This window comes from Phycicoccus ginsengisoli, from assembly GCF_054779295.1.
In genome coordinates this window covers 98282-122377 of record NZ_BAAGYN010000002.1, presented here as the reverse complement: position 1 = coordinate 122377, position 24096 = coordinate 98282, and the positions used below count along the sequence as shown (strand labels likewise).

Here is a 24096-nt window from a genome sequence, read left to right as displayed (position 1 = left end):
ACCCCGTAGGGTCGGCCCATGCCCGAGGACCACCGGCCCGCCGGCCCTGCCCGGTGGCGCTCGCGCCTGCCGCGGTCGGGCGGGACGGTGTTCGCCCTCGCCTGGGTGGCCTACTTCACGATGCTGCAGTGGAGCGTCGTCCGTTTCCGCATCCCGATCGTCCTCACCCTGACCCTGGCCGCGGTGGGGCTGGCCCTGTGGCAGTGGCGTGGCTGGCGGGTCGTGCTCCGCCGGGGCGACGTGGTCCTCATGCTGGCCGGCTCCGCGCTGGCCACCGCGGCCGTCCCGCTGTTCAGCTACCTGGCGCCGACCGGCCTCGCGGTCGCGACGACCGTGCTCGTGGCGACGCCGCTGCTGTGCGCCGTCGCGCTGTGGGCCGGTCCCGGTCGCGGCTCGAGGGTCGCCCTGGCCACCGCGGTCGTGGGGTATGCCGTCGCGGCCGCGACCGCCGTCGTGTCCTCGCCCCGACCGCGCATCGACGTGTGGGTCACCCTGCAGCAGGCCTCCGACGCCCTGGCCCGGCTGGAGAACTTCTACGCCATGACGTGGACGGGTTCGCCCGGCATCCAGGACGCCTTCACGTACCTGCCGTGGAGCGTGGTGCTCCTCGCGCCGGGACGGTGGCTGGCGGGAGACGTCCGCTGGGCGCTGGCGGTCTGGACCCTCGTCGCGGCCGTCGGCACGGTCCTCCTGGCGCGGGGAGCGCGGGAAGACCGGGGAGACCGCCCGCGCGCCTGCTGGACCGCTGCCGTCGCGGTCTGCCTCGTGCTGCTCGCACCCGGCACGCTGACCCAGCTCGACCAGGCCTGGACCGAGCCGCTCCTGTTCGCCGGCGTCGTCGGGTGGGCCGTCCTGGTCCGTCGGGGCCACGCCTGGTGGGCCGTCGTGCCACTGGCACTGGTCTGCGCGAGCAAGCAGCACCTCGCCCTGCTGCTGCCGGTCCTGCTCCTGTGGCGTCCGTTCGGCTGGCGCCGGACGGTGACCACCGGTGCACTGACCGGCGTGCTCATCGCGCCGTGGTTCCTCGCGAGCCCGGGGCACTTCGTGCACGACACGGTGGGCCTGCTCGTGACGTTCCACCCCATCAAGTTCGCCAACACGCTGTACCTGTTGGCGCTCAACACCTTCGACGTCACCCTGCCGTTCGCGGTGACCGGGCTGGTGGTCCTCGGCACGCTGGCCGCCGTCTGCCTCACGGTGTGGCGACGACAGCCCGACCTCGCGTCGCTGCTGCGCTGGCTCGCCCTCGTCCTGCTCGTGGCCAACCTGGTCAACAAGCAGGCGTTCTACAACCAGTTCTGGTTCGTGGCCGCCCTCGTGGTGTTGTCCCTCGCCGTGCCCGACGGATCTCCCGACGCTCCGCGGGCCGCCCCGCGAGGTGCCGACCGGCCCCGGTCAGCGAGCCTCGCGGCGGGCGACGAGCCCGCCGAGCAGGTCCCCCAGACCTGACGGGTAGACCGTCTCACCACGGTCCTCGCGCTCGGACGGGTCCACCCAGGCGACCTCCAGGGTGGACCGCAGCTCGGTCTCCTCGAAGGCGGCCGGCCGCGCCTCGAACCTCTCCGTCTGCAGCAGGTAGAAGACCTGCTGCTGGACGACGGTCCTGCCCTCGAAGGGGAACACCACGTCGTCCTCGTGCACCGGGCCGAGCAGCCGGGACGGGTCGACGCGCAGGCCGGTCTCCTCCCAGACCTCGCGCACGGCGGCGTCGAGGTCGGACTCCCCCGCGTCGACTCCCCCTCCGACCGTGTACCAGTACGTCGTGCGCGGGGCGTGCGGGTCGAAGCCGTGGATCATCAGCACCCAGCCACCGGGGTCGACGACGAGCACGCGGACTGCCCGGCGACGCAGCGCCTCCGTCACCCGCGCGCCCCTGCCCGCACCGCCGCGAGCCACTGCTCGGTGAAGGCGGCCACGGTGGTGTGCAGGACCTCCCGGAAGGCCTGCGCGGCCGCGGCGTCGACCTGGGCGGTCCCGGCATCGGCCGAGGGTGCCGTCGCGGCAGCCCGGTAGAACCGGACCAGGGTCGCGGTGCCGTACCGCTGGGCGATCTGGCGCACGGCCAGCCAGGCCGCGTTGTAGGTCGGCCCGATGGTCGTGTGCGCCGGGTCGAACTCCTGCGGTCCCGGGAGGGCCGTGGGACCCCGCCCCGCCCGCACCTGGGCGAACAGGGCCGCCGCGACCTGCTGCTCGGTCGCGTCCACGTCTCGGTACCCGACGTAGTCCGCCATCCCCTCGGACAGCCAGAGCGGCACCGGTCGGGTGGTGGTCGCGCGGATGGCGACGTGGGTCGCCTCGTGGGTGACGACCACCTGCTGCCCGCGGCGCTGGAGGCCGGCGAAGGCGGTGGGGTTGACGACCACGCGGTCCGCCCCGGCCCTGCCTGCGGTGTCGAACGGCCCGTCGGTGACGGCCGCGACCTGCGTGACGGACGCCGCCGGCTGGCCCACGAGCTCGGCCGTCTGCGCCGCCGTCCCGGGGACGACGAGGACGAGCCGGCCGTTCCAGGTCGTGCCCCGCCACACCTCCCGGACCTGCGCGACCGCCTGCTCGGCGAGGGCGAGGTACGGCCGCAGCCTGCTCTCCGGGCCCGTCCCGAGCACCAGGGTGGCGTCGCCCTCGACGGCGGTGAAGCCGGGCAGGTCCCAGGCCTGGGTCTGCGTGCCGCCGTCGGTGTCGTCGGCGAGCAGCCAGTGGCCCTCCCGGCGCACCACGGTGAAGTAGGACTCGAAGCCCCGCGTGGCGGTGTCGTAGCCCCGCAGGCTGTACCGGCCCTCGACCCGGGCGACCCAGGCGTCCGGGCCCAGCTGGGCCAGCCGGTCCGCCCCCAGGGGAGGCGCGGCCTGCGGGGTGCCGTAGGAGAACTGGCCCACGGGAAGCTTCGCCAGGGCGTCGAACTGCGCGAGCTGGCGCAGGCCGAAGCCGGACGAGCTGCTCACCAGCGTGGCGGCGAAGGCGGCCCGGTCGTGGCTGCGGACGGCGGCGGCGCGGCGCTCGAGGAGGGCACTGAGGGCTTCCTCACGGGCCACGGAGGGCTGCGCAGAGTCCTGCTGGGTGGTGGAGGACGACCGGGACGTCGTGGATCTCGAGGAGCCGTCCGTCCCGGCCACGGTGCCGGAGCAGCCGGCCAGGAGCCCGAGGCCCAGCGTCACGAGGAGGGCGACCGCCCGCCGGGTGGCCGGCCCCCTTCCCCGCTCTCCTCGCATGCGGTCATGGTAGGTCGGGCGGTGGCAGTCGTCGCAGGTCAGCCGACCGCACGGGCGTGGGCACCCCACGGCTCGCGGCGCGCCTGGACGGACGACGCCTCGGGGACCGACACCAGCCCGGCCTCCACGAACCGCGTCACGGCGGCCCGCTCCGCCGCGTCGAGCGGGAGTCGGGCGTCCTGGGGTGCCAGCAGGGCGGGCACCATGCAGTCCGCGCAGTGCAGGTCCCGCACCGGGCAGGTCTGGCAGTCGATGATCACGGCGATCACCTCTCTCGTCGTCGGGTCCTGTCGTGGGGTCCTGGCGTGGCCGGTCCGCCGGGGCGGCCGCCCGGTGGCGGTCGTCCACCTGTCCACGACGCTAGGTGGGACCACCGACAACGGCCGGACCCGGCATACCCCGGGCTCCGGCGCGTGCGCCCGGCGGGCGGTGCGGCCGATGGTCCGCACCGGCCGCGGCGCCACGCCACGACGGAGGCGCCGTGGTGGCGCGCCTGCGACGGGCTGTCACCCCGCCGTCCTACCGTCAGGTCCATGCAGATGGTCCAGGGCACGTTCGACGACTTGGGCACGGCTCTGGCCGATGTCACGTTCGTCGTCGTCGACCTCGAGACCACCGGCGGCAACCCGAACGACAGCGCCATCACCGAGATCGGGGCGGTCAGGGTCCGGGGCGGGCAGGTGCTCGGCGAGTTCCAGACCCTGGTCAACCCGCACCTGCCGATCCCGCCGTTCATCCAGGCGCTCACGGGCATCACGACCGCGATGGTCGCGGACGCCCCCCGCATCGAGGCGGCGCTGCCGGCGTTCCTCGAGTTCGCGCGCGGGTCGGTCCTCGTCGCGCACAACGCCGGGTTCGACGTCGGCTTCCTCAAGGCGGCCGCGCGCCAGCAGGGCATCGAGTGGCCCCGCCACGCGGTCGTCGACACCGTGCACCTCGCCCGCCAGCTCGTGGGCCGTGACGAGGCCCGCAACCACAAGCTCTCGTCCCTCGCGGAGCTGTTCGGGGCGTCCACCGTCCCCGACCACCGCGCGCTGCACGACGCCAGGGCAACCGTCGACGTCCTGCACGGCCTCATCGAGCGGGTCGGCAACCTCGGCGTGCGCACCCTCGAGGAGCTGTCCTCCTACACCTCGCGGGTGAGCCCCGCGCAGCGGCGCAAGCGCTGGCTCGCCGACGGCCTCCCGGACGCCCCCGGGGTCTACCAGTTCAAGGACGGCCAGGGCCGCGTCCTCTACGTCGGCACGTCGGTCAACATCCGCACCCGCGTCCGCAGCTACTTCACCGGCTCCGAGCAGCGCACCCGCATGTCCGAGATGGTGCGCATCGCCGAGAGCGTCACCCCCATCGTGTGCGCCACCACCCTCGAGGCCGAGGTGCGCGAGCTGCGGCTCATCGCCGAGCACAAGCCCCGCTACAACCGCCGGTCGAAGTCGCCCGAGCGCGCGACCTGGGTCAAGCTCACCGTCGAGGCGTTCCCGCGGCTCTCGATCGTGCGCGAGGTGCGCGGCGACGGCGCCAAGTACATCGGCCCGTTCGGCAGCCGTGCCTCCGCCGAGGCCGCGGTCGCCGCGGTGCACGAGGTCATCCCCCTGCGCCAGTGCGTCCAGCGGCTCTCCCCCACCCGCCGGGTCGGCTCGTGCGCGCTGGCCGACATGGGGCGCTGCGGCGCCCCCTGCACCGGGGCCCAGAGCGTCGAGGAGTATGCCGTCGTCGTCCGGGACGCCGTCCACGCCCTGGTCGGCGACTCCCGCCGGGTGGTCACCGCCTTGCGCACGCGCATGGGCAGCCTCGCCGAGCAGGAGCGCTACGAGGACGCCGGTGAGGTGCGCGACCGCCTGCTCGCGCTCGTCCGGGGCATCGCCCGGGCGCAGCGGATCGCGCCGCTGGCCGCGAGCCCCGAGATCGTCGCCGCCCGACCGGCCCCGGCCGGCGGCTGGGAGGTGGTCGTGGTCCGGCACGGCCGGCTCGCGGCCACGACGGTCGCGCCGCGGGGCGCCGACCCGATGCCGTACGTCGAGGCAGCCCGTGCCAGCGCGGAGATGGTGCTCCCGGCGCCGTGGCCCGCCCCTGCGGCCCTGCCGGAGGAGACCGAGAAGATCCTGCGCTGGCTCGAGGCACCCGGCGTCCGGCTCGTGGACCTCGACGGCGAGTGGACCTGCCCCGTCGGTGGGGCGGGCGGTGCCCGGGCCAGCCTCGAGCCGGACGTCGTCGCCCGCCGGGCCGTCCCCGGCTTCGTCGCCGCGTCCTAGTCGCTCGGCGCGGTCCGCCCGCGGGCGCGCCGATACAGTGGGCGCGTGATCACCGCCATTGTCCTTGTCAACGCCGAGGTCGACCGCATCCCCGAGGTGGCGCAGGCCATCGCCGAGCTGGACGGGGTCTCGGAGGTGTACTCCGTGGCGGGCGACGCCGACCTCATCGCGATGGTCCGCGTGCACGAGCACGAGCAGCTCCACGACGTGATCGCCGGACGGCTCAACAAGGTGCAGGGCGTCACCGGCACGAACACCCACATCGCCTTCCGCACGTACTCCCGGCACGACCTGGAGGCGGCCTTCAGCCTCGGCCTCGACGGGGACTAGTTGTCCCCCGAACGGCTCGAATGAGTAGCAGCCCCCATCCCGAGGGGCCGCGGCATCAGCACACTCGGTCCTGACCGCGCCGACCGGCGCACCCTTCGCCGAGGAGGACCGATGCCCTCGATCCCCTGCCCGTCCTGCGGTGCCGACCTGCCACCACGACCCCAGCGCTGCCCGCGCTGCGGCGTGCGGCTCACGGGCCCCGACGCCGTCCGGCTGTGGGAGGTCGACCAGGCGATCGCGGGCCTGTCCGCCGAGCGCTCGGCCCTCCTCGCCGCCCTCCGTGCACCCGAGCCGGCCACCGCCACGGCGTCCCCTGCAGCACCCCCGTCCGCCGCGCCCCCATCCGCCGCGTCCCCACTCGTCGCGCCCCCACTCGTCGCGCCCCCACTCGTCGCGGGGCACCCCGGCGGGTCGGGGCACGCCGCACCGCGCCGCTCCTGGACCACCCAGCAGACGCTCCTGGCCGTCGGCGCCCTGCTCGTCCTGGTCGCCGTCTCGATCGCACTGGCGGTCGCCTGGTTCGTCATCGGGCGGTGGGGGCAGGTCGTCGTGATGGCCGGCCTGACGACGCTGGCGGCCTGGGCCGCGACGGTCGCGTCGAGGCGTCGGCTGCCGAGCACCGCCGAGGCGGTCGCGGTCGTGGCGGGCGGCCTCATGCTGCTGGACGCCGCGGCTGCCCGGCGGTTCGGGCTCGCCGGGCTGGACGGTGTCGACCTGCACGCCTACACCGCCGTGTCCGCCCTGATCGTGGCCGTCCTGCTGGCCGTCCTGCACCAGCGCGACCAGCGCATCGCGGCCTTCGGAGTGCTCTCCCTGACCGCTGCGTCGGTGTCCTGGGGCGCCGTGGCGTCCGCGCCGGAGCGTCCGCTGCCGGCCGCCGCCCTCGCCCTGCTCGGTGGCCCGGTGTTCGGCGCGCTCCACGCGGCCCTTCCCCCGTCGTGGGGGGTCGTGCGCCGTGCCGCGACCGGACCCGCTGCCGCCTGGGTGCTCGTGGGGTCCCTGGGCGCAGCCGTCGTGGCGTCCCGGGTGCAGCCCGCGGAGCGCCGGTCCACCGCCCTCCTGGCCGACCTGCTCCTGCTCCTCGTCACCGTCCTGGGCGCTGCCGTCGTCGCCCGGGTCGTGCGGCACCGGTCCGCGCGGCTCGGCTCCCGTGCCGCAGTCCGCGCGGACTGGGCGGCGCGCTGGTTCACCGGCGACTGGCGGGCGGTCGGTGTGCTCGCAGCGGTCGCGAGCGTGACCGCCCCCGTCGCCGTCCTCGGCCTCGCCGTGCAGCTGTCCCCGGTCGCCGCTGCGGCGCTGGGCGTCCTGCTCGCAGCGGGTGTCGTGGGCGTCGTCGCGATGCGGCCCCTGGGCCCCTCGGTCGGGCAGCGCTGGCTCGAGGCACAGTCGGCGGCGGCCGTCGCCGCCGTCCTCCTGGCGACGCTGGCCCACGACTCCCAGCCCGCGCTGGCGTTCGTCCTCGCGGGCGTGGCGGTGGCCTCGGCCGCCGTCGCGGTGCTCCGACCGGCGTGGCGGGCACCGGCGAGCGGGGTCGCTGCCGCCAGCGCGGTCGCCGCCCTGTGGCTCACCGCCGACCTGGTCGGCCCGAGCGCGGTGGCGCTCACCGCCGCTGTGGCCGGTCTCGTGCTCGTCGGCTCGGCGCTCGCCCGGCCGGAACGCGCCGAGGAGCTGCCCCTGGGAGCCGTCGGCGCCCTGGCGCTGGCTGCCGCCCTCGCGCAGACCGTCGGCCAAGGCCTCGACTCCCGCGTCCTCGTCACCGTCCTCGCGTGCAGCACGGTGGCGGGCGCGGCAACGGCGGTGCTGCGCCCACGGCTGCGGCCCGCCGCGACCGCCGTCTCGGCGCTGCTGGGGACCGCCCTGGCGCGCGAGGGCGGGCTGCTGGTCTCGGCCTACGCCGAGTGGGTGGCCGTGATGGTGGCGGCCCTCGTGCTGGTGGGGCTCGCCGCCTGGCGTCGTGCTCGCCCCGAGGAGGGAGTGCTGGGCGGCTTCGCACTGGTCGTGGGCGCGGCCGCCCTCGCGCTCGGGCTCGACCGGGACCTGACCCACTCGACCACGGTCGCAGCGCTCCTCTACGCCGCGGCGACCCTCGCGTACGCGACGTCGCCGGGCCGCCGGGCCGTGGTGCTCGTGTCGGTGGCGGCCGCGACCACCGCGGTGTGGGTGGAGCTGTGGCACGCCGACGTGACCACGCTGGAGGCGTACACCCTGCCGCCGGCCGTCCTGCTGCTGTCCGCGGGGCTGTGGTCGGCAGACCTGCTGCGGCGCAGGTCCTGGCTCGTCGCGGGGCCGGCCCTGCTCCTCGGCCTCGTCCCGTCAGCCCTGCACACGGCCGTCGACGACAGTGTCGTACGCCCCCTGCTCACCGTCACCGTGGCCGCGGCGGTCCTCGTCGCGGGGGCCTCGCGGCGGTGGCAGGCGCTGGTCGTGGTCGGAGCCATCGCGGCGGTCGTCGTGGCGGTGACCCAGCTCGGTCCGTATGCCGTGCACCTGCCTCGCTTCCTCACCCTCGGCACGCTCGGAGTGGCCCTCCTCGCGGTCGGGGCGCGGTACGAGCAGCGGCGCGCCGACGCCCGCCGGGCGACGAGCTGGTTGGCCTCGATGAGCTGACGCCGGCTGCTGGACACGCCGGCTTGCCGTGCGTCAGCGGCGTGTCGCGCTGGCCCAGGCGTCGAGCCGCTGCAGCGCCGCCCCCGAGTCCAGGGCGTGCTCGGCGCGGTCCATGCCGGCGCGGACCTGCGCCACGAAGTCGGCGTCCGCCGGTCCCCGGTCCGGTTCGGTGAGGGCCAGCGCCAGCCCGGCGTTGAGCACCACGGCGTCCCGCGGGGCGCCCCGGCTGCCGGCGAGGACGTCGCGCGCCACCTGGGCGTTGTGGGCCGCGTCGGCGCCCCGCAGCGCCGAGACGGGCTGCAGCGCCAGCCCGAGCTGCTCGGGGTCGAGGGTGCGCTCGACGACCCGGCCGCCGCGCACCCACCACACGTGCGACGTGGTCGCCAACGTGAGCTCGTCGAGCCCGTCGTCACCACGGAACACGGCGGCGTCGGTACCCCGGCCGGCGAACACCCCGGCCATGAGCGGCGCCTGGCCGGCATTGGCGACCCCCACCGCGGCATACGTCGGGCGGGCGGGGTTGGTCAGCGGGCCGAGGGCGTTGAAGGCCGTGGCCACGCCCAGCCCGCTGCGCGCCGCGGCCGCGTGCCGCATCGCGGGGTGGAACGTCTGCGCGAAGCAGAAGGTGATCCCGGCCTCCAGCGCGACCTCGGCCACCCGCTGCGGGGGCAGCGTCAGGTCCACCCCGAGGGCCTCGAGCACGTCGGCGGAACCGGAGGACGACGAGGCCGCACGGTTGCCGTGCTTGACCACCCGGACGCCGCTCGCGGCGATGACGATGGAGGACATCGTCGAGATGTTGACCGTGTGCGAGCGGTCGCCGCCCGTGCCGACGATGTCCAGGCTGGGGCCCGGGACCTCGATCGGGTTGGCGTGGGCAAGCATCATGTCGGCCAGGCCGCGCAGCTCGTCGACGGTCTCCCCCTTGGCCCGCAGCGCCACGAGGAACCCGGCGAGCTGCACCGGGGACGCCTCGCCACGCATCACCTCGCCCATCGCCCAGGCAGCCTGGTCGGTGGTGAGGTCGCGACCCGCGATCAGCTCGGTGAGCAGGTCCGGCCACGTCGGGGAAGCCGGAACCGGGGCCTCCACGGGTCAGGCTGCGGTCGGGCGGCCGCCGCGACCCAGCTGCGCGACGGCGTCCGCCAGCGCGACCGGGTCGAGCGGGTGCGGCACGGCCAGGTCGGCGAGCGACCAGGTGGCGAGCCAGCCGTCCTGCGGCCGTCCGGTGAGGACGAGGACGGGCGGGCAGTTGAAGATCTCGTTCTTGAGCTGGCGGCACAGCCCCAGGCCACCGGTGGGGGCGGCCTCGCCGTCGAGGATCAGCACGTCGAACCGGGTGCTGTCGACCGCCTCGAGCACCGCGGCAGCCGTGGCGCACTCGCGCCACGAGGTGACCTCGACGTCGCGGGCCGGACGCCGGCCCACGGTGACGCGGACGGCGTCGCGGGTGGTGCGGTCGTCGCTGTAGAGCAGCACCGAGATCTGGCGGGCCGAGGAGGCCGACGAGGTCGCTGCGTCGGCTGCGGGGGCGGGCGGAGCGGTCATGCGCCCGATGCTACCGGTGTGGTTCCGGACCCCCGCGCGGTGCCCGTCCGGGGCCCGAGTCGCACCTCACGGGGGGCCCCCGGTGTGCCGCGTTGCGAATGTGGCCATAATGGCGACCGTGGCGACAGCATCCGCAGTGACTTCAGAACCCTCGCGCGCGGCGAGCATCCCCGGACACGGACCGGTGTCCCGACCGAACATGGTGTCGGTCGGGACGATCGTGTGGCTCGCGAGCGAGCTGATGTTCTTCGCCGGCCTGTTCGCGATGTACTTCACGATCCGCTCCGTCGAGCCCGAGCTGTGGCGGACGTCCACCAGCGTGCTCAACGTCCCGTACGCGAGCGTCAACACGCTGATCCTCGTGATCTCCTCGGTGTGGTGCCAGCTGGGCGTCCACGCGGCCGAGCACGGCAAGGCGCACCGGGGCGACGCGAGGCTGCTCGACATCAAGAACTGGGGCATGCGCGAGTGGTACGTCCTCACCTACCTCTTCGGCGCGATCTTCGTGTCCGGCCAGGTGCTGGAGTACTCCGAGCTCGTGCACGAGAACATCACGCTGTCCTCGAGCGCCTACGGCTCGGTCTTCTACCTGACCACCGGGTTCCACGCGCTGCACGTGACCGGTGGCCTCCTGGCCTTCCTGCTCATCATCGGCCGCACGTTCACGACCCGGCACTACAGCCATGCCCAGGCCGCCGGCGCCGTCGTGACCTCCTACTACTGGCACTTCGTCGACGTGGTGTGGATCGCGCTGTTCGCGACGATCTACCTGCTGAAGTGACCCCGGTACCCCGACCACCCGTCATGTCCCCCGCCGCTCCCGCCCACACCGACAGGAACGCACCGTGAACGCTCTGGCCGCCCGTCGCCGCCACCCGGCCGCCATCGCCCTGCTGATCCTGCTGGGCCTGGTCGTCACAGGTCTGGCCTACTCCGCGTTCGCCCCGAAGGCGGCCAACGCCGCGACCGCCTCCGCGGACCAGGTCGAGCAGGGCAAGAAGCTCTTCCTCGCCAACTGCGCCACCTGCCACGGGCTACAGGCCCAGGGCACCAAGGCCGGCCCCACCCTCGCCGGCGTGGGCGCCGCCGCCGTCGACTTCCAGGTCGGCACCGGCCGGATGCCGCTGGCCGGCCCGAACGTGCAGGCCCCGCGGGCCCAGGTCCGGTTCAACCAGGACGAGATCTCCGCGATGGCCGCGTACGTCGCCTCGCTGGCCCCCGGGCCGGCGGTGCCGGACGCGCAGTACTCCAGCGGTGAGGGTGGCGACGTCGCCAAGGGCGCCCAACTGTTCCGCGTGAACTGCGCGATGTGCCACAACTTCGCCGGGTCCGGCGGTGCGCTCACCCGCGGCAAGTACGCCCCGAGCCTGCGCAACGTCGAGGGCAAGCACATCTACGAGGCCATGGTCACCGGCCCGCAGTCGATGCCGGTCTTCAACGACCAGAACATCTCCCCGCAGAGCAAGAACGACATCGTCGCCTACCTCCACGCGGTCGACAAGGAGGAGAACGTCGGTGGGATGAACCTCGGCAACCTCGGCCCGGTCTCCGAGGGACTGTTCGCCTGGGTCTTCGGCCTCGGGCTCATGGTCGCCTTCGCCGTGTGGCTCGGGAAGAAGGCCGCATGACCGGCCTGACCGCCCCGGCCGACCGGCCGCTCCCCGCACCCCACTCCTGCGACTCGACGGGATCGACGACACGATGAGCGAACACGACACGCCCCGCGGCGACGTCGTCCCCAGCGACGGCGACGGCTACGGCGCGAACGCCGTCCGGCTCGACCAGGGCCACATCGAGGGCACCGGCGGCCTGCCCGCCCGGTTCGACAACCCGGGCCTGCCGCCGCACGTCGCACGGATGAGCGACCTCGACGAGAAGGCGGCCAAGCGTGCCGAGCGCCAGGTGGCCACGCTGTTCGGCCTCTCGAGCCTCGCGACGATCGCCTTCGTCGTGGCCTACTTCGCGATCGACCCCGAGCACGTCGCGTTCATCCCCGGCATCGGCAAGGCCAACCTGTACAACGTCGTGCTCGGCGTCTGCCTGGCCCTGGCCCTGCTGGGCGTGGGCGTGGGTGCGGTCCACTGGGCCAAGACCCTGATGCCCGACACCGAGATGGTCGAGGAGCGCCACCCCCAGCGGGCCAGTGACGCCGACCGCCAGCGGGCCGTCGACAACTTCGTCGGCGAGGGCGGCAAGTCCCAGATCGGGCGACGCCCGCTCATCAAGTTCTCGCTCGCCGGGGCGCTCGCGCTGCCGCCGATCGCCCTGGTCCTGCCCCTGATCGGTGGGCTCGGCCCGCTGCCCAAGGACGAGCTGTCCAAGACCATCTGGAAGAAGGGCGACCGGCTCGTCCGCGACCCCGAGCGCACGCCCATCCGCGCCGACCAGGTCACCATCGGGTCGGTGTTCCACGTGCTGCCCGAGTCGATCAAGGACTCCCAGCACGTGCTCGAGGACAAGGCCAAGGCCGCCGTCCTGCTGATGCGCCTCAACCCCGAGGACATCAAGCCGCAGAAGGAGCGCGACTGGGGCCACGACGGCATCGTCGCGTACTCCAAGATCTGCACCCACGTCGGTTGCCCGGTCGGGCTGTACGAGCAGCAGACGCACCACCTGCTGTGCCCGTGCCACCAGTCGACGTTCGACGTCACCGACGACTGCAAGGTGATCTTCGGCCCGGCCAAGCGGCCGCTGCCACAGCTGAAGATTACAGTGGACTCCGAGGGATACCTGGTGGCCGACTCCCCGTTCCGCGAGGCGGTCGGCCCGAGCTTCTGGGAGCGTGGACACGCATGAGCACCACATCGACCGCGCGCGGCGCCGACCGGCTCCGCGCCGACGACCCGAAGCACGAGGCACCCCCTCCCGACGGCCTGAAGGCCGTCGGCGGTGTCGCGGGCTGGCTGGACGACCGCACCGGTGCGGCGAAGCCCTTCGGCTACCTGCTGAAGAAGGTCTTCCCCGACCACTGGTCGTTCATGCTCGGCGAAGTCGCCATGTACTCGATGATCATCTGCCTGCTCTCGGGCACGTTCCTCACCTTCTGGTTCGTGCCCAGCGCCGGCCAGGTCGTGTACGACGGCTCGTACCTGCCGCTGCGGGGGGTCACGGTCTCCGAGGCGTACCGCTCGACCGTCGACATCTCCTTCGACATCAAGGGTGGGCTGCTGATCCGGCAGATCCACCACTGGGCCGCGCTGATGTTCATCATCGCGCTGTCGGTGCACATGCTGCGCGTGTTCTTCACCGGCGCGTTCCGCAAGCCGCGTGAGATCAACTGGGTCATCGGCACGATGCTGTCGATGCTGGCCCTGATCGAGGGCTTCGCCGGCTACTCGCTGCCGGACGACCTCCTCTCGGGCACCGGCCTGCGCGCGGCCGAGGGCTTCATGCGCTCGGTGCCCGTCATCGGCTCGTACCTGTCGTACTTCGTCTTCGACGGCGCCTTCCCGGGTGAGGCGATCATCCCGCGCCTGTATGCCGTGCACGTGCTGCTGCTGCCGGCGATCCTCGTCGGCCTGTTCACCGCCCACATCGGGCTGGTGTTCGTGCACAAGCACACCCAGTACCCCGGCCCGGGACGCACCAACGACAACGTGGTCGGCTACCCGGTCATGCCGGTGTACGCCGCGAAGGCCGGTGGCTTCTTCTTCATCGTCTTCGGTGTCATCGCCCTCATCTCCGCGCTGGTCACGATCAACCCGATCTGGGCCTACGGGCCGTACGACCCCTCCCCCGTCACCGCGGGGTCGCAACCGGACTGGTACATGGGCTTCGCCGACGGCGCACTGCGCCTGTTGCCCGGCTGGCTGGAGTTCACCGCGTTCGGGTTCACCTTCAGCTTCAACGTCATGATCGGCGCCATCCTGCTCATCCCGGTCATGTACGGGCTGATGGGCGCCTACCCGTTCCTGGAGAAGTGGGTCACCGGCGACGACCGTGAGCACCACCTGCTGGACCGGCCCCGCAACAACCCCACCCGCACGGGCCTGGGCATGGCGGCGATGACGATGTACGGCGTGCTCATGTTCGCCGCCGGCAACGACCTCATGGCGATCAAGCTGCACCTGTCGATCAACGACATCACCCACATCCTGCGGGCGTCGTTCTTCATCGCCCCGGTCATCGTGTTCTGGGTCACGAAGCGGATCTGCCTGTCGCTGCAGCGCCGCGACCGCGACCTGGTGCTGCACGGTCGCGAGACCGGGCGGATCATCCGCACCGCGGAGGGCCAGTTCTTCGAGCAGCACGAGCCACTCGACGCGTACACCCGGTGGAACCTCGTGCAGCACGACGCGCACCAGGTCCTGCAGCTCGAGGCGCCGACCGACGAGCACGGGGTGGCCTCCCCCACCGCCCGCAAGGACCGCGCTCGCGCCGCCCTGTCACGGTTCTACTTCAACGACCGGATCGACCCGGTCACCCCGGAGCAGCTCGCTGCCGCGCACCACGACGGCCACGAGCGCGAGGCGATCGAGGCGGCTCCGCAGGAGCAGGAGACCCGCCCCGGCCTGGAGACCGCCAACCGGAAGCCGCCGCAGCGTCCCTGACGCCCGCACCGGCCCACCGACGCCGTGTGCCGCCCGCTCACCTCGAGCGGGCGGCACACGGCGTTCTGGTGCCCTTCCTGGGGCCGGCAGTGGTCGGTGGAGCTCCCGCGCCGCCGGTGTCGGGCCCACCCGGGGGACGTGCGAGGCTGAGCCGGTGGTGCAGATGGGACGAGCCGAGTTCGAGCAGGCGGTGGATGCCGCCCTGGACGGCGTGCCGCCCGAGCTGCTGCGGCTGATGGACAACGTCGTGATCTTCCTCGAGGACGAGCCCCCGCGGGAGGACGCCGACCTGCTCGGGGTCTACGAGGGGGTGCCGTTGACCGAACGCGGCGAGGCATGGGCCGCCGGCGCGCTCCCCGACCGCATCACGATCTTCCGCGGTCCGCTGAGCCGCATGTGCGCCACGAGGGACGAGCTCGTCGAGGAGATCGCCGTCACCGTGGTGCACGAGATCGCCCACCACTTCGGGATCGACGACGAGCGGCTGCACGAGCTGGGCTGGGGCTGATCCACGGCTGCCACCGTGAGCCGGCCGCACCTTCGAGCGCGCCTCCGCACAGGGCCCGACTCCGGGCAGGGCCCGACTCCGGGCAGGGCCCGACTCCGGGCAGGGCGCGGCTCCCGCGCCGCCCTCGGTTCCGACCCAGGTGCCCGCGGCAGCGGTCACGGCCGGACGGGCACGCCGAAGGCGGCGGCCAGCGAGGGTGCCTCCGCTCCCCGCCCCAGCGGTGCGGTGCGGGTCACCTCCGCGTAGAACCGCGTCAGCGAGTAGTGGTCGAGCGGTGTCGTCACCACGACGTGGTGCAGCGCCGGGTGTGCGACCACCGTGAGCACGCGGTTGCCGGAGGAGCGGTCGTCCTCGTCCGCGGTCAGCACCACGACCAGTCGTCCGGAGCGCCAGTCCGAGCCCGCCTCGATGCGGGTCATCCACTCCCGGAACCACGCGTCCGCCACCGCGAGCGAGCAGTCGTGGGCGTCGTGGCACAGGTCGGGCACGAGCATCCCCGCAGCCGGCAGGGAGCCTTGCGCGATCGCCGCGGGCAGGGCGGACAGCGGAAGGTCGAGCTGCCGGCACTGGCTGCGCTCGGCCGGGAAGTAGGCCCACGGGTTGTGCTTCACGGCGTACCGACCGTGAGGCTCCTGCTCGCAGGGCTGCGTCATGCCCTCGGCGTACACCGCGGCAGTCGACCCCGCCGCCAGCGCCCGGCCGAACACGGTCGCCCCGGGGAGCGGGTGCTCCGCCGGGGAGGCGTCGTCCCCCACCCCGTGGGTGCCTCCCGACGCGATCGCCAGGTAGTTCGGCAGCGAGGGGTGCCGCACGGCGCGGTAGTCGGTGGCGTACCCGTACCGCTGGGCCAGGCGGGAGGTGAAGGGCATCGCCGCCCGCATCTGGGCCAGCGAGTGGTTCTCCATGACCACGACGAGCAGCTTCGTGGCCACCACGGCGCCACCGGAGGGTGCGGCGTCGGAGGTGGGCGCCGGGGTCGACCCACCGGAGGACGGGCGAACGGACGACCCGGTGCTCGTCGCCCTCGTCGGGCCCGAGCCGGTCGCGGGAGCGGCACCGGCACTCGACCCCGTGGTGCCACCACCCCCGGTGCCGCCCGGACCGGCGCTGCAGCCCCCTGTCGCCACGAGGGCGGCCAGGGCCACCAGCACGAGCACCCGGCTGAGGGGCCGGAACCCGGGCGGCCGGGTCATGGCGAGGCGCCTCAGGCCAGCGCGCTCTGCTTGACCCAGTTGGCGTAGGAGTACTGCCACACGCCGATGCCCTCCGTGGGCTGGAAGACGCGGCTCGAGCCCGTGAAGACCACGACGTCACCGGCCTTGGAGATGGAGTACATCCAGGCCGCCTCGCTCGGCGACATGTTGACGCACCCGTGGCTGACGTTGGAGCTGCCCTGCGACCCGACCGACCAGGGCGCCGAGTGGAGGTACTCCCCCGTCCAGGTGACGCGCATGGCGGACTCGGTCTTGATCTTGTAGTAGCCGGGCTGGCCCTTCTTGATGCCGATGGTGCTCGAGTCCATGACCACGGTCCCCTCCTTGCGGATGATGACCTTGATGCCGGACCGGGTCTCGGTCTGGGGGCCGGGACGACCGGCGCTGATCGGGATGGTCCGCAGCACGCGGCCGTCCTGCCGGACGGTCATCACGTGCCGCTTGATGTCGACCGTCGAGATCGTCGAGGAGCCCACCGTGAAGCTGGCGCTGTCGTCGTTGGCGATCCACTTGCCCGGACCGGTCTGGACGCCGCTCAGCGGCGCCGTGATCGTGACCTTGGTGCCGGGCTTCCAGTAGGTCTTCGGGCGCCACATGAGCTGGCGGCTGTCGAGCCAGCCCCAGTGCCCCTCGACCTTGGGCGAGGTGGTGACCGAGACGAGCTTCTCGACCTCGGCCCGCTGCTCCGGGGTCGTCACGGGCGAGTCGAACTGGATCGAGGCGGGCATGCCCACGCCCACCGTCTGGCCGGAGTAGAGGATTCCGTAGGTCGCGGTCACCGCGGGCTTGAGCGTGCGGAAGGTCGAGGTGCTCGTGCTGGGGCTCTCGTCGGACCCGGCCGCCGTCATCGAGACCGTGTAGGTGCTGTCCGGTGCCAGGCGCCCCGTGGAGGTCCACGTGCTGCCCTCGAGCGAGCCCTCGAGCGGCCGGCCCTGGGCGTCCTTGACACTGACGGACTCCAACGTGCCGGACTTGGCCTCGACGACCACGGGCTGGCTCGGCAGGACGCCGGTGGCGCCGTCGGTGGGCTGCACCGCGAGGTCAGCGGGGACCACCGGTGCGGTGCTCGAGGACGACGACGAGGAGGACGGGCTGCCCGCCACGTTGTCGGTCGACGGGCTGCTGGGGGTGCCGGAGCACCCGGCGACGAGCGTCGCCGCCGTGACCAGCATCGCCGCGGCGACGAGCCGTCGTCGGGCCCCGAGAGTCATACCCACCACTGCCACTCCTGTGCTCGCGCCCTGGGGCGCGCTCCTCGCGGTTCGTGTCCTGTCTCGCGGGCCGGGCGCAGGCGCCCGGTCCACTCCGTCAGACGCTCGGCAGCCCCGGTTGGTTGGCTCCCTGCGCCTGTGATCGGCCAGGCGGTCACGACCGCGTCAGGCCCCCATGCAGACGGTCCGCTGGCGCGGACCGACGACACCATGGTACCCGCTGACCGCGCCGGTCCCTCGACGCGAGCGAGGCGGTGCCGCACCCCTTCCGGGTCCGGCACCGCCTCGGGGGACGTCGACGCAGGTCAGACGGCGTGCGGCCCCTTGAAGTACTCGAACGTCCACCCGACGAGGGCGACGACGCCGAACGCCGCGCCGATGATGAACAGCCACCAGCCGACGGCCAGGCCGAGGAAGCACACGGCGGCAGCGCCCGCGAGCGGGAGGGGCCACCAGGAGTGCGGGCTGAAGAAGCCGTACTCGCCCTCCTGCTCGGCGATCTCACCCGCCGGGTTGTCCTCCGGGCGCTCGGGCAGCCGGCGTCCCGTGGCCCAGAGGTAGAACGCGATCATCGCGCCGAGGCCACCCGAGAGGAACAGTCCCGCCGTGCCGACGGGCTCGTGCCAGTGCGTGAAGATGCCGTAGATGAGCGCGACGGGGGCGAAGAAGACCGCCAGGATGACGAAGAGCTTGAACTCGATCTTCATGCTCAGTCGCGCTCCTCGTGGAATCGGGCGTGGGTGTCGTGGTCGAGCTCACCGGTGTGGTGGGCGTGGGGTCCCTCGCCCTGGGCCGGGCCGATGATCCGGCTCAGGGTGTCGAGGTCGGCCGGCAGCGACGAGAACGGCGCCGCCTCGGGGTGGTGCAGGTCGAACGCGGGCCGCTCGGAGCGGATCCGGGGGATGACGTCGAAGTTGTGCCGCGGCGGCGGGCAGGAGGTCGCCCACTCCAGGGAGGCACCCCAGCCCCACGGGTCGTCGGTCTCCACCAGCGGGGCCGTGCGCCAGGTCTTCCACACGTTGTAGAGGAACGGCAGCGTCGAGGCCCCGAGCAGGAACGACCCGTACGTCGAGACCTGGTTCATCCAGGTGAACCCGTCCTCGGGCAGGTAGTCGGCGTACCGGCGCGGCATCCCGTCCACCCCCAGCACGTGCTGGATCAGGAACGTGGTGTGGAACCCGACGAACAGCATCCAGAAGTGGATCTTGCCGAGCTTCTCGTCGAGCATCCGCCCGGTGAACTTGGGCCACCAGAAGTAGAACCCGGCGAACATCGCGAACACCACCGTGCCGAACACCACGTAGTGGAAGTGCGCCACCACGAAGTAGCTGTCCGAGAGGTGGAAGTCCAGCGCGGGGCTGGCCAGGATGACGCCGGTGAGGCCACCGAAGAGGAAGGTGACGAGGAAGCCGATCGACCACAGCATGGGAGTCTCGAAGGTGAGCTTGCCGCCCCACATCGTGCCGACCCAGTTGAAGAACTTCACCCCTGTCGGCACCGCGATCAACATCGTCATGACCGCGAAGAACGGCAGCAGTACCTGGCCGGTCGCGTACATGTGGTGCGCCCAAACGGTCACGGACAGGGCCGCGATGCTGATCGTCGCGAAGACGAGCGTCTTGTACCCGAAGACCGGCTTGCGGGAGAAGACGGGCAGGATCTCGGTGACGATGCCGAAGAACGGCAACGCGATGATGTACACCTCCGGGTGCCCGAAGAACCAGAACAGGTGTTGCCACAGCATCGGCCCACCGTTCTCCGGCTGGAACACCTGAGCCCCGAACTTGCGGTCGGCCCCGAGCGCCAGCAGCGCGGCGGCGAGCACCGGGAACGCCATCAGCACCAGCAGCGACGTGATCAGGATGTTCCAGGTGAAGATCGGCATCCGGAACATCGTCATGCCCGGCGCGCGCATGCAGATGATCGTGGTGATGAAGTTGACCGCACCGAGGATGGTCCCGAACCCACCGAGCGCCAGGCCGAAGACCCACAGGTCACCGCCGAGGCCAGGGCTGTTCGAGGCGTCCGAGAGCGGCGCGTAGGCGAACCACCCGAACGACGCCGCCCCGGAGGGGGTCAGGAACCCGGCCGAGGCGATCAGGCCACCGAAGAGGTACAGCCAGTACGCGAACATGTTCAGCCGCGGGAACGCCACGTCCGGCGCCCCGATCTGGATCGGCATGAGGGCGTTGGCGAACCCGGCGAACAGCGGCGTCGCGAACAGCAGCAGCATGATCGTGCCGTGCATCGTGAACAGCTGGTTGTACTGCTCGGGGTTGTCCACCACCTGCAGGCCCGGCTCGAAGAGCTCCGCCCGGATCAGCAGGGCCAGGATGCCGCCGAAGATGAAGAAGATGAACGAGGTGATGAAGTACAGGTTGCCGATCACCTTGTGGTCGGTCGTGGTCATCCACTTGACCACGGTCTGGCCCTTGGTGAGCTTGCGCGTCGACGTCGCCTGCGTCGAGCGCAGGTAGGTACCCGCCGTGGACTCGGTGGCCGCTGCCATCACTTGCTCCCTGTGCTCGGGACGAGAGTCTTCTGGTTGTTCATGATCCGCTCGGAGTTGAGGCTGTTGTCGAGCTGACCGGTGTTGCCCTTGGCCTTGAGCTCGGCGATGTGGGCGTCGTAGGTGGCCTGGTCGACGACCTTGACGTTGAAGAGCATCTGCGAGTGGTAGGCGCCGCACAGCTCGGCGCACTTGCCCTTGAAGTCACCGGTCTCGGTGGGGACGACCTGGAACTTGTTGACCCGGCCCGGGATCATGTCGAGCTTCTGCAGGAAGGCCGGCACCCAGAACGAGTGGATGACGTCACGAGAGGTCAGCACGAACTCGGTCCGCTTGTTCACCGGCAGGTAGAGCGTGGGGAGCGACGCCTCCGCGCCCGGCTTGCCGGTGAGCTCGGCCTGGGTGCCGCTCTCGTAGGTGTCCTCGTTGACGTAGTTGAAGTCCCAGGACCACTTCTTGCCGACCACGTTCACGACCACGTCGGGGTGCTTGCTGGTGTCCAGCAGGGCCGACTCGTCACGCTGGGTGTAGTAGAAGAGCACGGCGATCATGAACACCGGAACGATCGTGTACAGGATCTCCATCGGCACGTTGTAGCGCAGCTGGACCGGCAGCTCGGTGTCGTCCTTGCGCCGGCGGTAGACCACGACGCACCACAGGATGAGGCCCCACACGAGGACACCGACGGCGAGGGCGGCGATCCAGGCGCCGTTCCACAGGGTCGTGACGCGCTCGCCACCCTGGGTGGCGGCTCGCGGCAGGAAGCCGTCCTGGACACGGCCGGCGCAGCCCGAGAGCGTGAGCGCCAGCAGGGAGGCCACGACACCCACGGTGGACCTGCGGAGAGCTGTCCGCCGGCGCGGGGGGCGCGGCGCAGAGACGTCGTGCTGACGCAACGGTGCACCTTCTTCGAAGCAGTGATGGGCCATTCGCGCCAAACCCTACTCCAGCCGCAGGGCGAAGTCGGGTCGGGGTGCGGCTACGGTCGGGGTGTGGCGAGACCCCTTTCCGGACGCGTGCTCCTCGATGCCGCCCCCGGCCCCCTGCACCCGGCCGCGAGGGCCACCCTGGTCGCCGCCGTGGACGCCGGTTGGGCCGACCCCCGGAGGCTGCACGCCGAGGCGCGGGCCGCCCGGCGCATGCTCGACCAGGCCCGTGAGGTCATCGCCGCCGGCCTGGGGGTCCGCCCCGCCGAGGTCGCCTTCGCCCCGGACGGCCCCACCGCGGTCCGGTGGATGCTCGAGGGGCTGCGGCACGCTGCGCGCCGACGCGGCGCCCGGACGGTCGCCTCGGCTGTGGAGCACTCGGCCGTGCTCGTCCCCGGCCGGCACGACGCCGTACACGCCGGTGAACCGGACCGCTTCGCCGAGGTGCCGGTCGACCGGCTCGGCCGGGTCGACCTCGACGCGTGGCGTGGCGCGCTCGCCCGGCCGGGCACGGTCGCCGCGGCCCTCCAGCAGGCCAACGGCGAGGTGGGCACGCTCCAGCCGCTCGAGGAGGCCCACGCCCTCTGCCGCGCGGCCGGCGTGCCCCTCGCGGTCGACGCCCAGGCGGCCCTGGGCCGGGTCGCGCCCCCGACTGCCTACGACGTCCTCGCCGGCGACGCGCAGTCGTGGGGCGGTCCCGGTGGCCTCGGGGTCCTGGTGGTCCCCGAGGCCACCCGCTGGCAGCTGCCGGGCGCCACCGATCCCGACGCGGGCCTGCACGGTCCCACGCGCCACACCCCGTGGGTGCCGCTCGCCCTCGCCGCGGCCGAGGCGTGGCAGCAGACGGAGGCCGTGCGCGAGCAGGACGCCGCCGAGGCGTTCGAGCTGGTGCGGCAGCTGCGCGCGGCGGCTGCCCGGCTGCCCGACGTCGACGTGGTGGGCGACCCCGAGGGCCGGCTCCCGCACGTCCTCACCTTCTCCGCCCTGTATGCCGACGGCGAGGCGCTCGTGCGCGAGCTCGACCGGGCGGGCTTCGCCGTCGCGTCGGGCTCGGCCTGCACGGCCAGCACCCTCGAGCCGAGCCACGTCCTGGCGGCCATGGGGGCGCTGACCCACGGCAACGTGCGCCTCACCCTGCCCCTGGCCGCCGTCGACCCCGACCGGGCCGCCGCCGTCGCCGCGTTCACGCAGGTGCTGCCCGGGGCGGTCCAGCGGGTGCGCGACGAGCTGGGGGCAGGGCGGCTGTGACGGACGGCGTCGTCGACGCGAGGGGGCTGCGCTGCCCGCTGCCGGTGATCCGGCTGGCCGAGCGGGCGCGCGACGCGGCAGCCGGCGCCGAGCTCGAGGTGTGGGCGACCGACCCCGCGGCCGGGGCCGACGTGCCGGCCTGGTGCCGGATGCGGGGCCACACGTTCCTCGGCGCGCTGGACGCCGGTGACCACACGGCATACCGCGTCCGGGTCGAGGCACCGCCGCGCTAGGGGACGGTGGCTAGGGGACGGTGAACGAGGGCGGGTCGAGGGCCAGGGCATCGCGGAGCCGGCGCAGGTACTCCGAGCGCGGGATGCTCACGATGCCGAGGGTGCGCAGGTGGTCGGTCGCCCACTGCACGTCGATGATGCGGCGCGGGTCGCCGTCGGCGAAGACGTGGCCGGCCATCGCGACCAGGGCGGCCTTGGAGGCGTCGGTCACGCGGTGGAACATCGACTCGCCGGCGAACAGCCCGCCCACGCCGATGCCGTAGAGGCCGCCCACCAGCTCGCCGTCCTGCCACGTCTCGATGCTGTGCGCCCAGCCGAGCGCGTGCAGCTGGGTGTACGCGTCGGCGACCTCCGCGGTGATCCACCGACCCTCGCGGGCCGGGTCCGCGCACGCCTCGACCACCTCGCGGAAGGCCGTGTCCACCCGGACCTCGAAGCGCCGCAACGCCCTGCGCAGCGACCGGCTCGCGTGCAGCCCGCCGGGGAGCAGGACGCCCCGGGGGTCGGGCGACCACCACCCCATCGGACGAGCGCCCTGGTCGCCCAGCCCCATGGGGAACACGCCGGTGCGGTAGGCCTCGAGGATCGTGCCGGCCCGCAGGTCACCCCCGACGGCGACGAGGTCCTCCCCCTCGTCGACCCCGGACAGGTCGAAGACCCAGCCGCTCGGCAGGGGCTCGACGGGCTCGGGGGCGGTCACCGGTCAGGGAGCCACGCAGGCGATGTGCGGCTCGATGGCGTCGGCGGAGTCCTGCCCGTACGCCTCGGCGAGGCGCCCGAGGAAGGTCGCCTTGCCGAGGGTGTACTCCTGCGTGCCGACGGTCTCGATGACGTAGGTGGCCAGCATCGAGCCCAGCTCGGCGGCGTGGCGCAGGCCGAGGTCGGCTGCGAGGCCGGTGAGGAAGCCGGCACGGAACGCGTCACCGACACCGGTGGGGTCGGCCCGGCGCACCTCGCGGGCGACGTCCACGTGCACGGGGTCCTCGCCCTTGCGCTCGATCGTCACGCCGTCCTTGCCCTTGGTGACGACTCGGGTGTTGACGCGGGCAGCGATCTCCTCCGAGCTCCAGCCGGTCTTCTGCTCGGTCAGGGCCGCCTCGTACTCGTTGGTGAGCAGGTAGTCGGCGCCGTCGATCAGCTGGCGGATGGTGTCGCCGTCGGCGAAGGCGAGCTGCTGGCTCGGGTCGGCCGCGAACGGGATCCCCCGCGAGCGGCACTCCCGGGTGTGCCGCAGCATCGCCTCGGGGTCGTTGGCGCCGACGACCACCAGGTCCAGGCCCATGACGCGCTCGGCGATGGGGCCGAGCTCGATCGCCCGCGCCTCGCTCATCGCGCCGGCGTAGAAGGTGGCGATCTGGGCCATGTCCTCGTCGGTCGTGCAGACGAACCGGGCCGTGTGCTTGGACTCCGAGACGTGCACCGAGGTGCAGTCCACCCCGTGCCGCTCCAGCCAGCTGCGGTAGTCGGCGAAGTCCTCGCCGACCGCACCCACGAGGATGGGTCGCTGGCCGAGGTTGGCCATGCCGAAGGCGATGTTCGCCGCCACTCCCCCACGGCGGACCTCGAGGTCGTCGGCGAGGAAGGACAGCGAGACCTTGTCGAGCTGCTCGACGACGAGGGAGTCGCGGAACCTCCCCTTGAAGGTCATGAGGTGGTCGGTGGCGATGGACCCGGTGACGGCTATCTGCACACGGGAAACCTACCTGCTCTCGGTGGGGTCTGCCGTTGCGGCCGGCGGCCCGGCGGTGGACAGT

General features: G+C 72.8%; 23 protein-coding genes. 11 read left to right on the top strand and 12 right to left on the bottom strand.

What is annotated here, in order from left to right; translation table 11 throughout:
- Positions 1-18: 18 nt before the first annotated feature.
- Complete coding sequence (locus ACYVDO_RS03200) at positions 19-1449, top strand: hypothetical protein (RefSeq protein ID WP_460932783.1); 1431 nt, start codon at positions 19-21, stop codon at positions 1447-1449.
- Here ACYVDO_RS03200 and ACYVDO_RS03195 read toward each other — a convergent pair.
- From ACYVDO_RS03195 to ACYVDO_RS03185, 3 genes are read right to left on the bottom strand one after another with little or no spacing between them, the layout of a single operon-like run.
- Positions 1396-1863 carry an NUDIX hydrolase gene (locus tag ACYVDO_RS03195; protein WP_460932782.1) on the bottom strand — a complete coding sequence of 156 codons (468 nt, stop codon included), beginning with the start codon at positions 1861-1863 and terminating at the stop codon, positions 1396-1398. The genes ACYVDO_RS03200 and ACYVDO_RS03195 overlap by 54 nt on opposite strands.
- A complete protein-coding gene (locus ACYVDO_RS03190; protein WP_460932781.1) occupies positions 1860-3206 on the bottom strand; it encodes a hypothetical protein in 1347 nt (448 codons plus the stop codon). Before ACYVDO_RS03190 ends, ACYVDO_RS03195 begins: the two co-directional genes overlap by 4 nt.
- Before the next feature lie 38 nt (positions 3207-3244).
- Entirely contained in the window at positions 3245-3475 is a 231-nt protein-coding gene (locus ACYVDO_RS03185) for a hypothetical protein (RefSeq protein ID WP_460932780.1), read from the bottom strand.
- 264 nt (positions 3476-3739) lie between these two features.
- Here ACYVDO_RS03185 and ACYVDO_RS03180 point away from each other — a divergent pair, with 264 nt between their 5' ends.
- From ACYVDO_RS03180 to ACYVDO_RS03170, 3 genes are all read left to right on the top strand, one after another.
- Positions 3740-5458: a DEDD exonuclease domain-containing protein gene (locus ACYVDO_RS03180; protein ID WP_460932779.1), complete on the top strand. Its 1719-nt coding sequence runs from the start codon at positions 3740-3742 to the stop codon at positions 5456-5458.
- Positions 5459-5503: 45 nt separating this feature from the next.
- Entirely contained in the window at positions 5504-5788 is a 285-nt protein-coding gene (locus ACYVDO_RS03175; protein ID WP_460932778.1) for an Lrp/AsnC family transcriptional regulator, read from the top strand.
- Positions 5789-5899: 111 nt separating this feature from the next.
- Positions 5900-8395: an SCO7613 C-terminal domain-containing membrane protein gene (locus ACYVDO_RS03170; protein ID WP_460932777.1), complete on the top strand. Its 2496-nt coding sequence runs from the start codon at positions 5900-5902 to the stop codon at positions 8393-8395.
- A gap of 33 nt (positions 8396-8428) precedes the next feature.
- Here ACYVDO_RS03170 and trpD read toward each other — a convergent pair whose 3' ends face one another.
- Positions 8429-9487, bottom strand: coding sequence for an anthranilate phosphoribosyltransferase (trpD, locus tag ACYVDO_RS03165; protein ID WP_460932776.1), 1059 nt, complete (start codon positions 9485-9487; stop codon positions 8429-8431).
- A 3-nt stretch (positions 9488-9490) separates the two neighbouring features.
- Positions 9491-9943: a response regulator gene (locus ACYVDO_RS03160; RefSeq protein ID WP_460932775.1), complete on the bottom strand. Its 453-nt coding sequence runs from the start codon at positions 9941-9943 to the stop codon at positions 9491-9493.
- 100 nt (positions 9944-10043) lie between these two features.
- Between ACYVDO_RS03160 and ctaE the strand changes: the two genes are divergently transcribed.
- From ctaE to ACYVDO_RS03135, 5 genes are all read left to right on the top strand, one after another.
- Positions 10044-10724 (top strand): aa3-type cytochrome oxidase subunit III, encoded by a 681-nt coding sequence (ctaE, locus tag ACYVDO_RS03155; protein WP_460932774.1) that lies wholly within the window; start codon positions 10044-10046, stop codon positions 10722-10724.
- A 64-nt stretch (positions 10725-10788) separates the two neighbouring features.
- Positions 10789-11571: a cytochrome bc1 complex diheme cytochrome c subunit gene (gene qcrC / locus ACYVDO_RS03150; protein WP_460932773.1), complete on the top strand. Its 783-nt coding sequence runs from the start codon at positions 10789-10791 to the stop codon at positions 11569-11571.
- Between the two features lie 73 nt (positions 11572-11644).
- A complete protein-coding gene (qcrA, locus tag ACYVDO_RS03145) occupies positions 11645-12739 on the top strand; it encodes a cytochrome bc1 complex Rieske iron-sulfur subunit (RefSeq protein ID WP_460932772.1) in 1095 nt (364 codons plus the stop codon).
- The gene (qcrB, locus tag ACYVDO_RS03140; protein WP_460932771.1) at positions 12736-14493 is read left to right on the top strand and encodes a cytochrome bc1 complex cytochrome b subunit; all 1758 of its coding nucleotides are present in this window, start codon (positions 12736-12738) and stop codon (positions 14491-14493) included. The genes qcrA and qcrB overlap by 4 nt, the downstream gene beginning before the upstream one ends.
- Positions 14494-14656: 163 nt before the next feature.
- On the top strand, positions 14657-15001 hold the full coding sequence (locus tag ACYVDO_RS03135; protein ID WP_460933401.1) for a metallopeptidase family protein: 345 nt from the start codon (positions 14657-14659) through the stop codon (positions 14999-15001).
- 155 nt (positions 15002-15156) lie between these two features.
- On the opposite strand, the gene ACYVDO_RS03130 is transcribed toward ACYVDO_RS03135, so the two are convergent.
- The 5 genes from ACYVDO_RS03130 to ctaC all read right to left on the bottom strand — a co-directional run bounded on the left by ACYVDO_RS03130 (position 15157) and on the right by ctaC (position 20756).
- A complete protein-coding gene (locus tag ACYVDO_RS03130; protein WP_460932770.1) occupies positions 15157-16194 on the bottom strand; it encodes an alkaline phosphatase family protein in 1038 nt (345 codons plus the stop codon).
- An 11-nt stretch (positions 16195-16205) separates the two neighbouring features.
- Entirely contained in the window at positions 16206-17426 is a 1221-nt protein-coding gene (locus tag ACYVDO_RS03125; RefSeq protein WP_460932769.1) for a L,D-transpeptidase, read from the bottom strand.
- Between the two features lie 305 nt (positions 17427-17731).
- Positions 17732-18133: a cytochrome c oxidase subunit 4 gene (locus ACYVDO_RS03120; protein ID WP_460932768.1), complete on the bottom strand. Its 402-nt coding sequence runs from the start codon at positions 18131-18133 to the stop codon at positions 17732-17734.
- 2 nt (positions 18134-18135) lie between these two features.
- Positions 18136-19935 (bottom strand): aa3-type cytochrome oxidase subunit I, encoded by a 1800-nt coding sequence (gene ctaD / locus ACYVDO_RS03115; RefSeq protein WP_460932767.1) that lies wholly within the window; start codon positions 19933-19935, stop codon positions 18136-18138.
- Positions 19935-20756, bottom strand: coding sequence for an aa3-type cytochrome oxidase subunit II (ctaC, locus tag ACYVDO_RS03110; protein ID WP_460932766.1), 822 nt, complete (start codon positions 20754-20756; stop codon positions 19935-19937). Before ctaC ends, ctaD begins: the two co-directional genes overlap by 1 nt.
- 171 nt (positions 20757-20927) lie before the next feature.
- On the opposite strand from ctaC, the gene ACYVDO_RS03105 reads away from it, so the two are divergent.
- Both ACYVDO_RS03105 and ACYVDO_RS03100 read left to right on the top strand, forming a co-directional pair.
- A complete protein-coding gene (locus tag ACYVDO_RS03105) occupies positions 20928-22109 on the top strand; it encodes a cysteine desulfurase family protein (RefSeq protein ID WP_460932765.1) in 1182 nt (393 codons plus the stop codon).
- Positions 22106-22342, top strand: coding sequence for a sulfurtransferase TusA family protein (locus ACYVDO_RS03100; protein WP_460932764.1), 237 nt, complete (start codon positions 22106-22108; stop codon positions 22340-22342). The genes ACYVDO_RS03105 and ACYVDO_RS03100 overlap by 4 nt, the downstream gene beginning before the upstream one ends.
- Before the next feature lie 10 nt (positions 22343-22352).
- Here the strand turns inward: ACYVDO_RS03100 and aat are convergent, their stop codons facing one another.
- Both aat and ACYVDO_RS03090 read right to left on the bottom strand, forming a co-directional pair.
- Positions 22353-23042, bottom strand: coding sequence for a leucyl/phenylalanyl-tRNA--protein transferase (gene aat / locus ACYVDO_RS03095; RefSeq protein WP_460932763.1), 690 nt, complete (start codon positions 23040-23042; stop codon positions 22353-22355).
- Positions 23043-23045: 3 nt separating this feature from the next.
- Positions 23046-24032, bottom strand: coding sequence for a carbohydrate kinase family protein (locus ACYVDO_RS03090; RefSeq protein WP_460932762.1), 987 nt, complete (start codon positions 24030-24032; stop codon positions 23046-23048).
- Between the last annotated feature and the right edge of the window lie 64 nt (positions 24033-24096).

Bases quoted from the DNA above. Each gene is read 5' to 3' on its own strand.
- ACYVDO_RS03125 (WP_460932769.1), bottom strand. From the start codon at position 17,426: ATGACTCTCGGGGCCCGACGACGGCTCGTCGCCGCGGCGATGCTGGTC.
- ACYVDO_RS03160 (WP_460932775.1), bottom strand. From the start codon at position 9,943: ATGACCGCTCCGCCCGCCCCCGCAGCCGACGCAGCGACCTCGTCGGCC.
- ACYVDO_RS03190 (WP_460932781.1), bottom strand. From the start codon at position 3,206: ATGCGAGGAGAGCGGGGAAGGGGGCCGGCCACCCGGCGGGCGGTCGCC.
- ACYVDO_RS03200 (WP_460932783.1), top strand. From the start codon at position 19: ATGCCCGAGGACCACCGGCCCGCCGGCCCTGCCCGGTGGCGCTCGCGC.
- ctaD (WP_460932767.1), bottom strand. From the start codon at position 19,935: ATGGCAGCGGCCACCGAGTCCACGGCGGGTACCTACCTGCGCTCGACG.
- ACYVDO_RS03130 (WP_460932770.1), bottom strand. From the start codon at position 16,194: ATGACCCGGCCGCCCGGGTTCCGGCCCCTCAGCCGGGTGCTCGTGCTG.
- ACYVDO_RS03135 (WP_460933401.1), top strand. From the start codon at position 14,657: ATGGGACGAGCCGAGTTCGAGCAGGCGGTGGATGCCGCCCTGGACGGC.
- ACYVDO_RS03120 (WP_460932768.1), bottom strand. From the start codon at position 18,133: ATGAAGATCGAGTTCAAGCTCTTCGTCATCCTGGCGGTCTTCTTCGCC.
- qcrB (WP_460932771.1), top strand. From the start codon at position 12,736: ATGAGCACCACATCGACCGCGCGCGGCGCCGACCGGCTCCGCGCCGAC.
- qcrA (WP_460932772.1), top strand. From the start codon at position 11,645: ATGAGCGAACACGACACGCCCCGCGGCGACGTCGTCCCCAGCGACGGC.
- ACYVDO_RS03180 (WP_460932779.1), top strand. From the start codon at position 3,740: ATGCAGATGGTCCAGGGCACGTTCGACGACTTGGGCACGGCTCTGGCC.
- ACYVDO_RS03170 (WP_460932777.1), top strand. From the start codon at position 5,900: ATGCCCTCGATCCCCTGCCCGTCCTGCGGTGCCGACCTGCCACCACGA.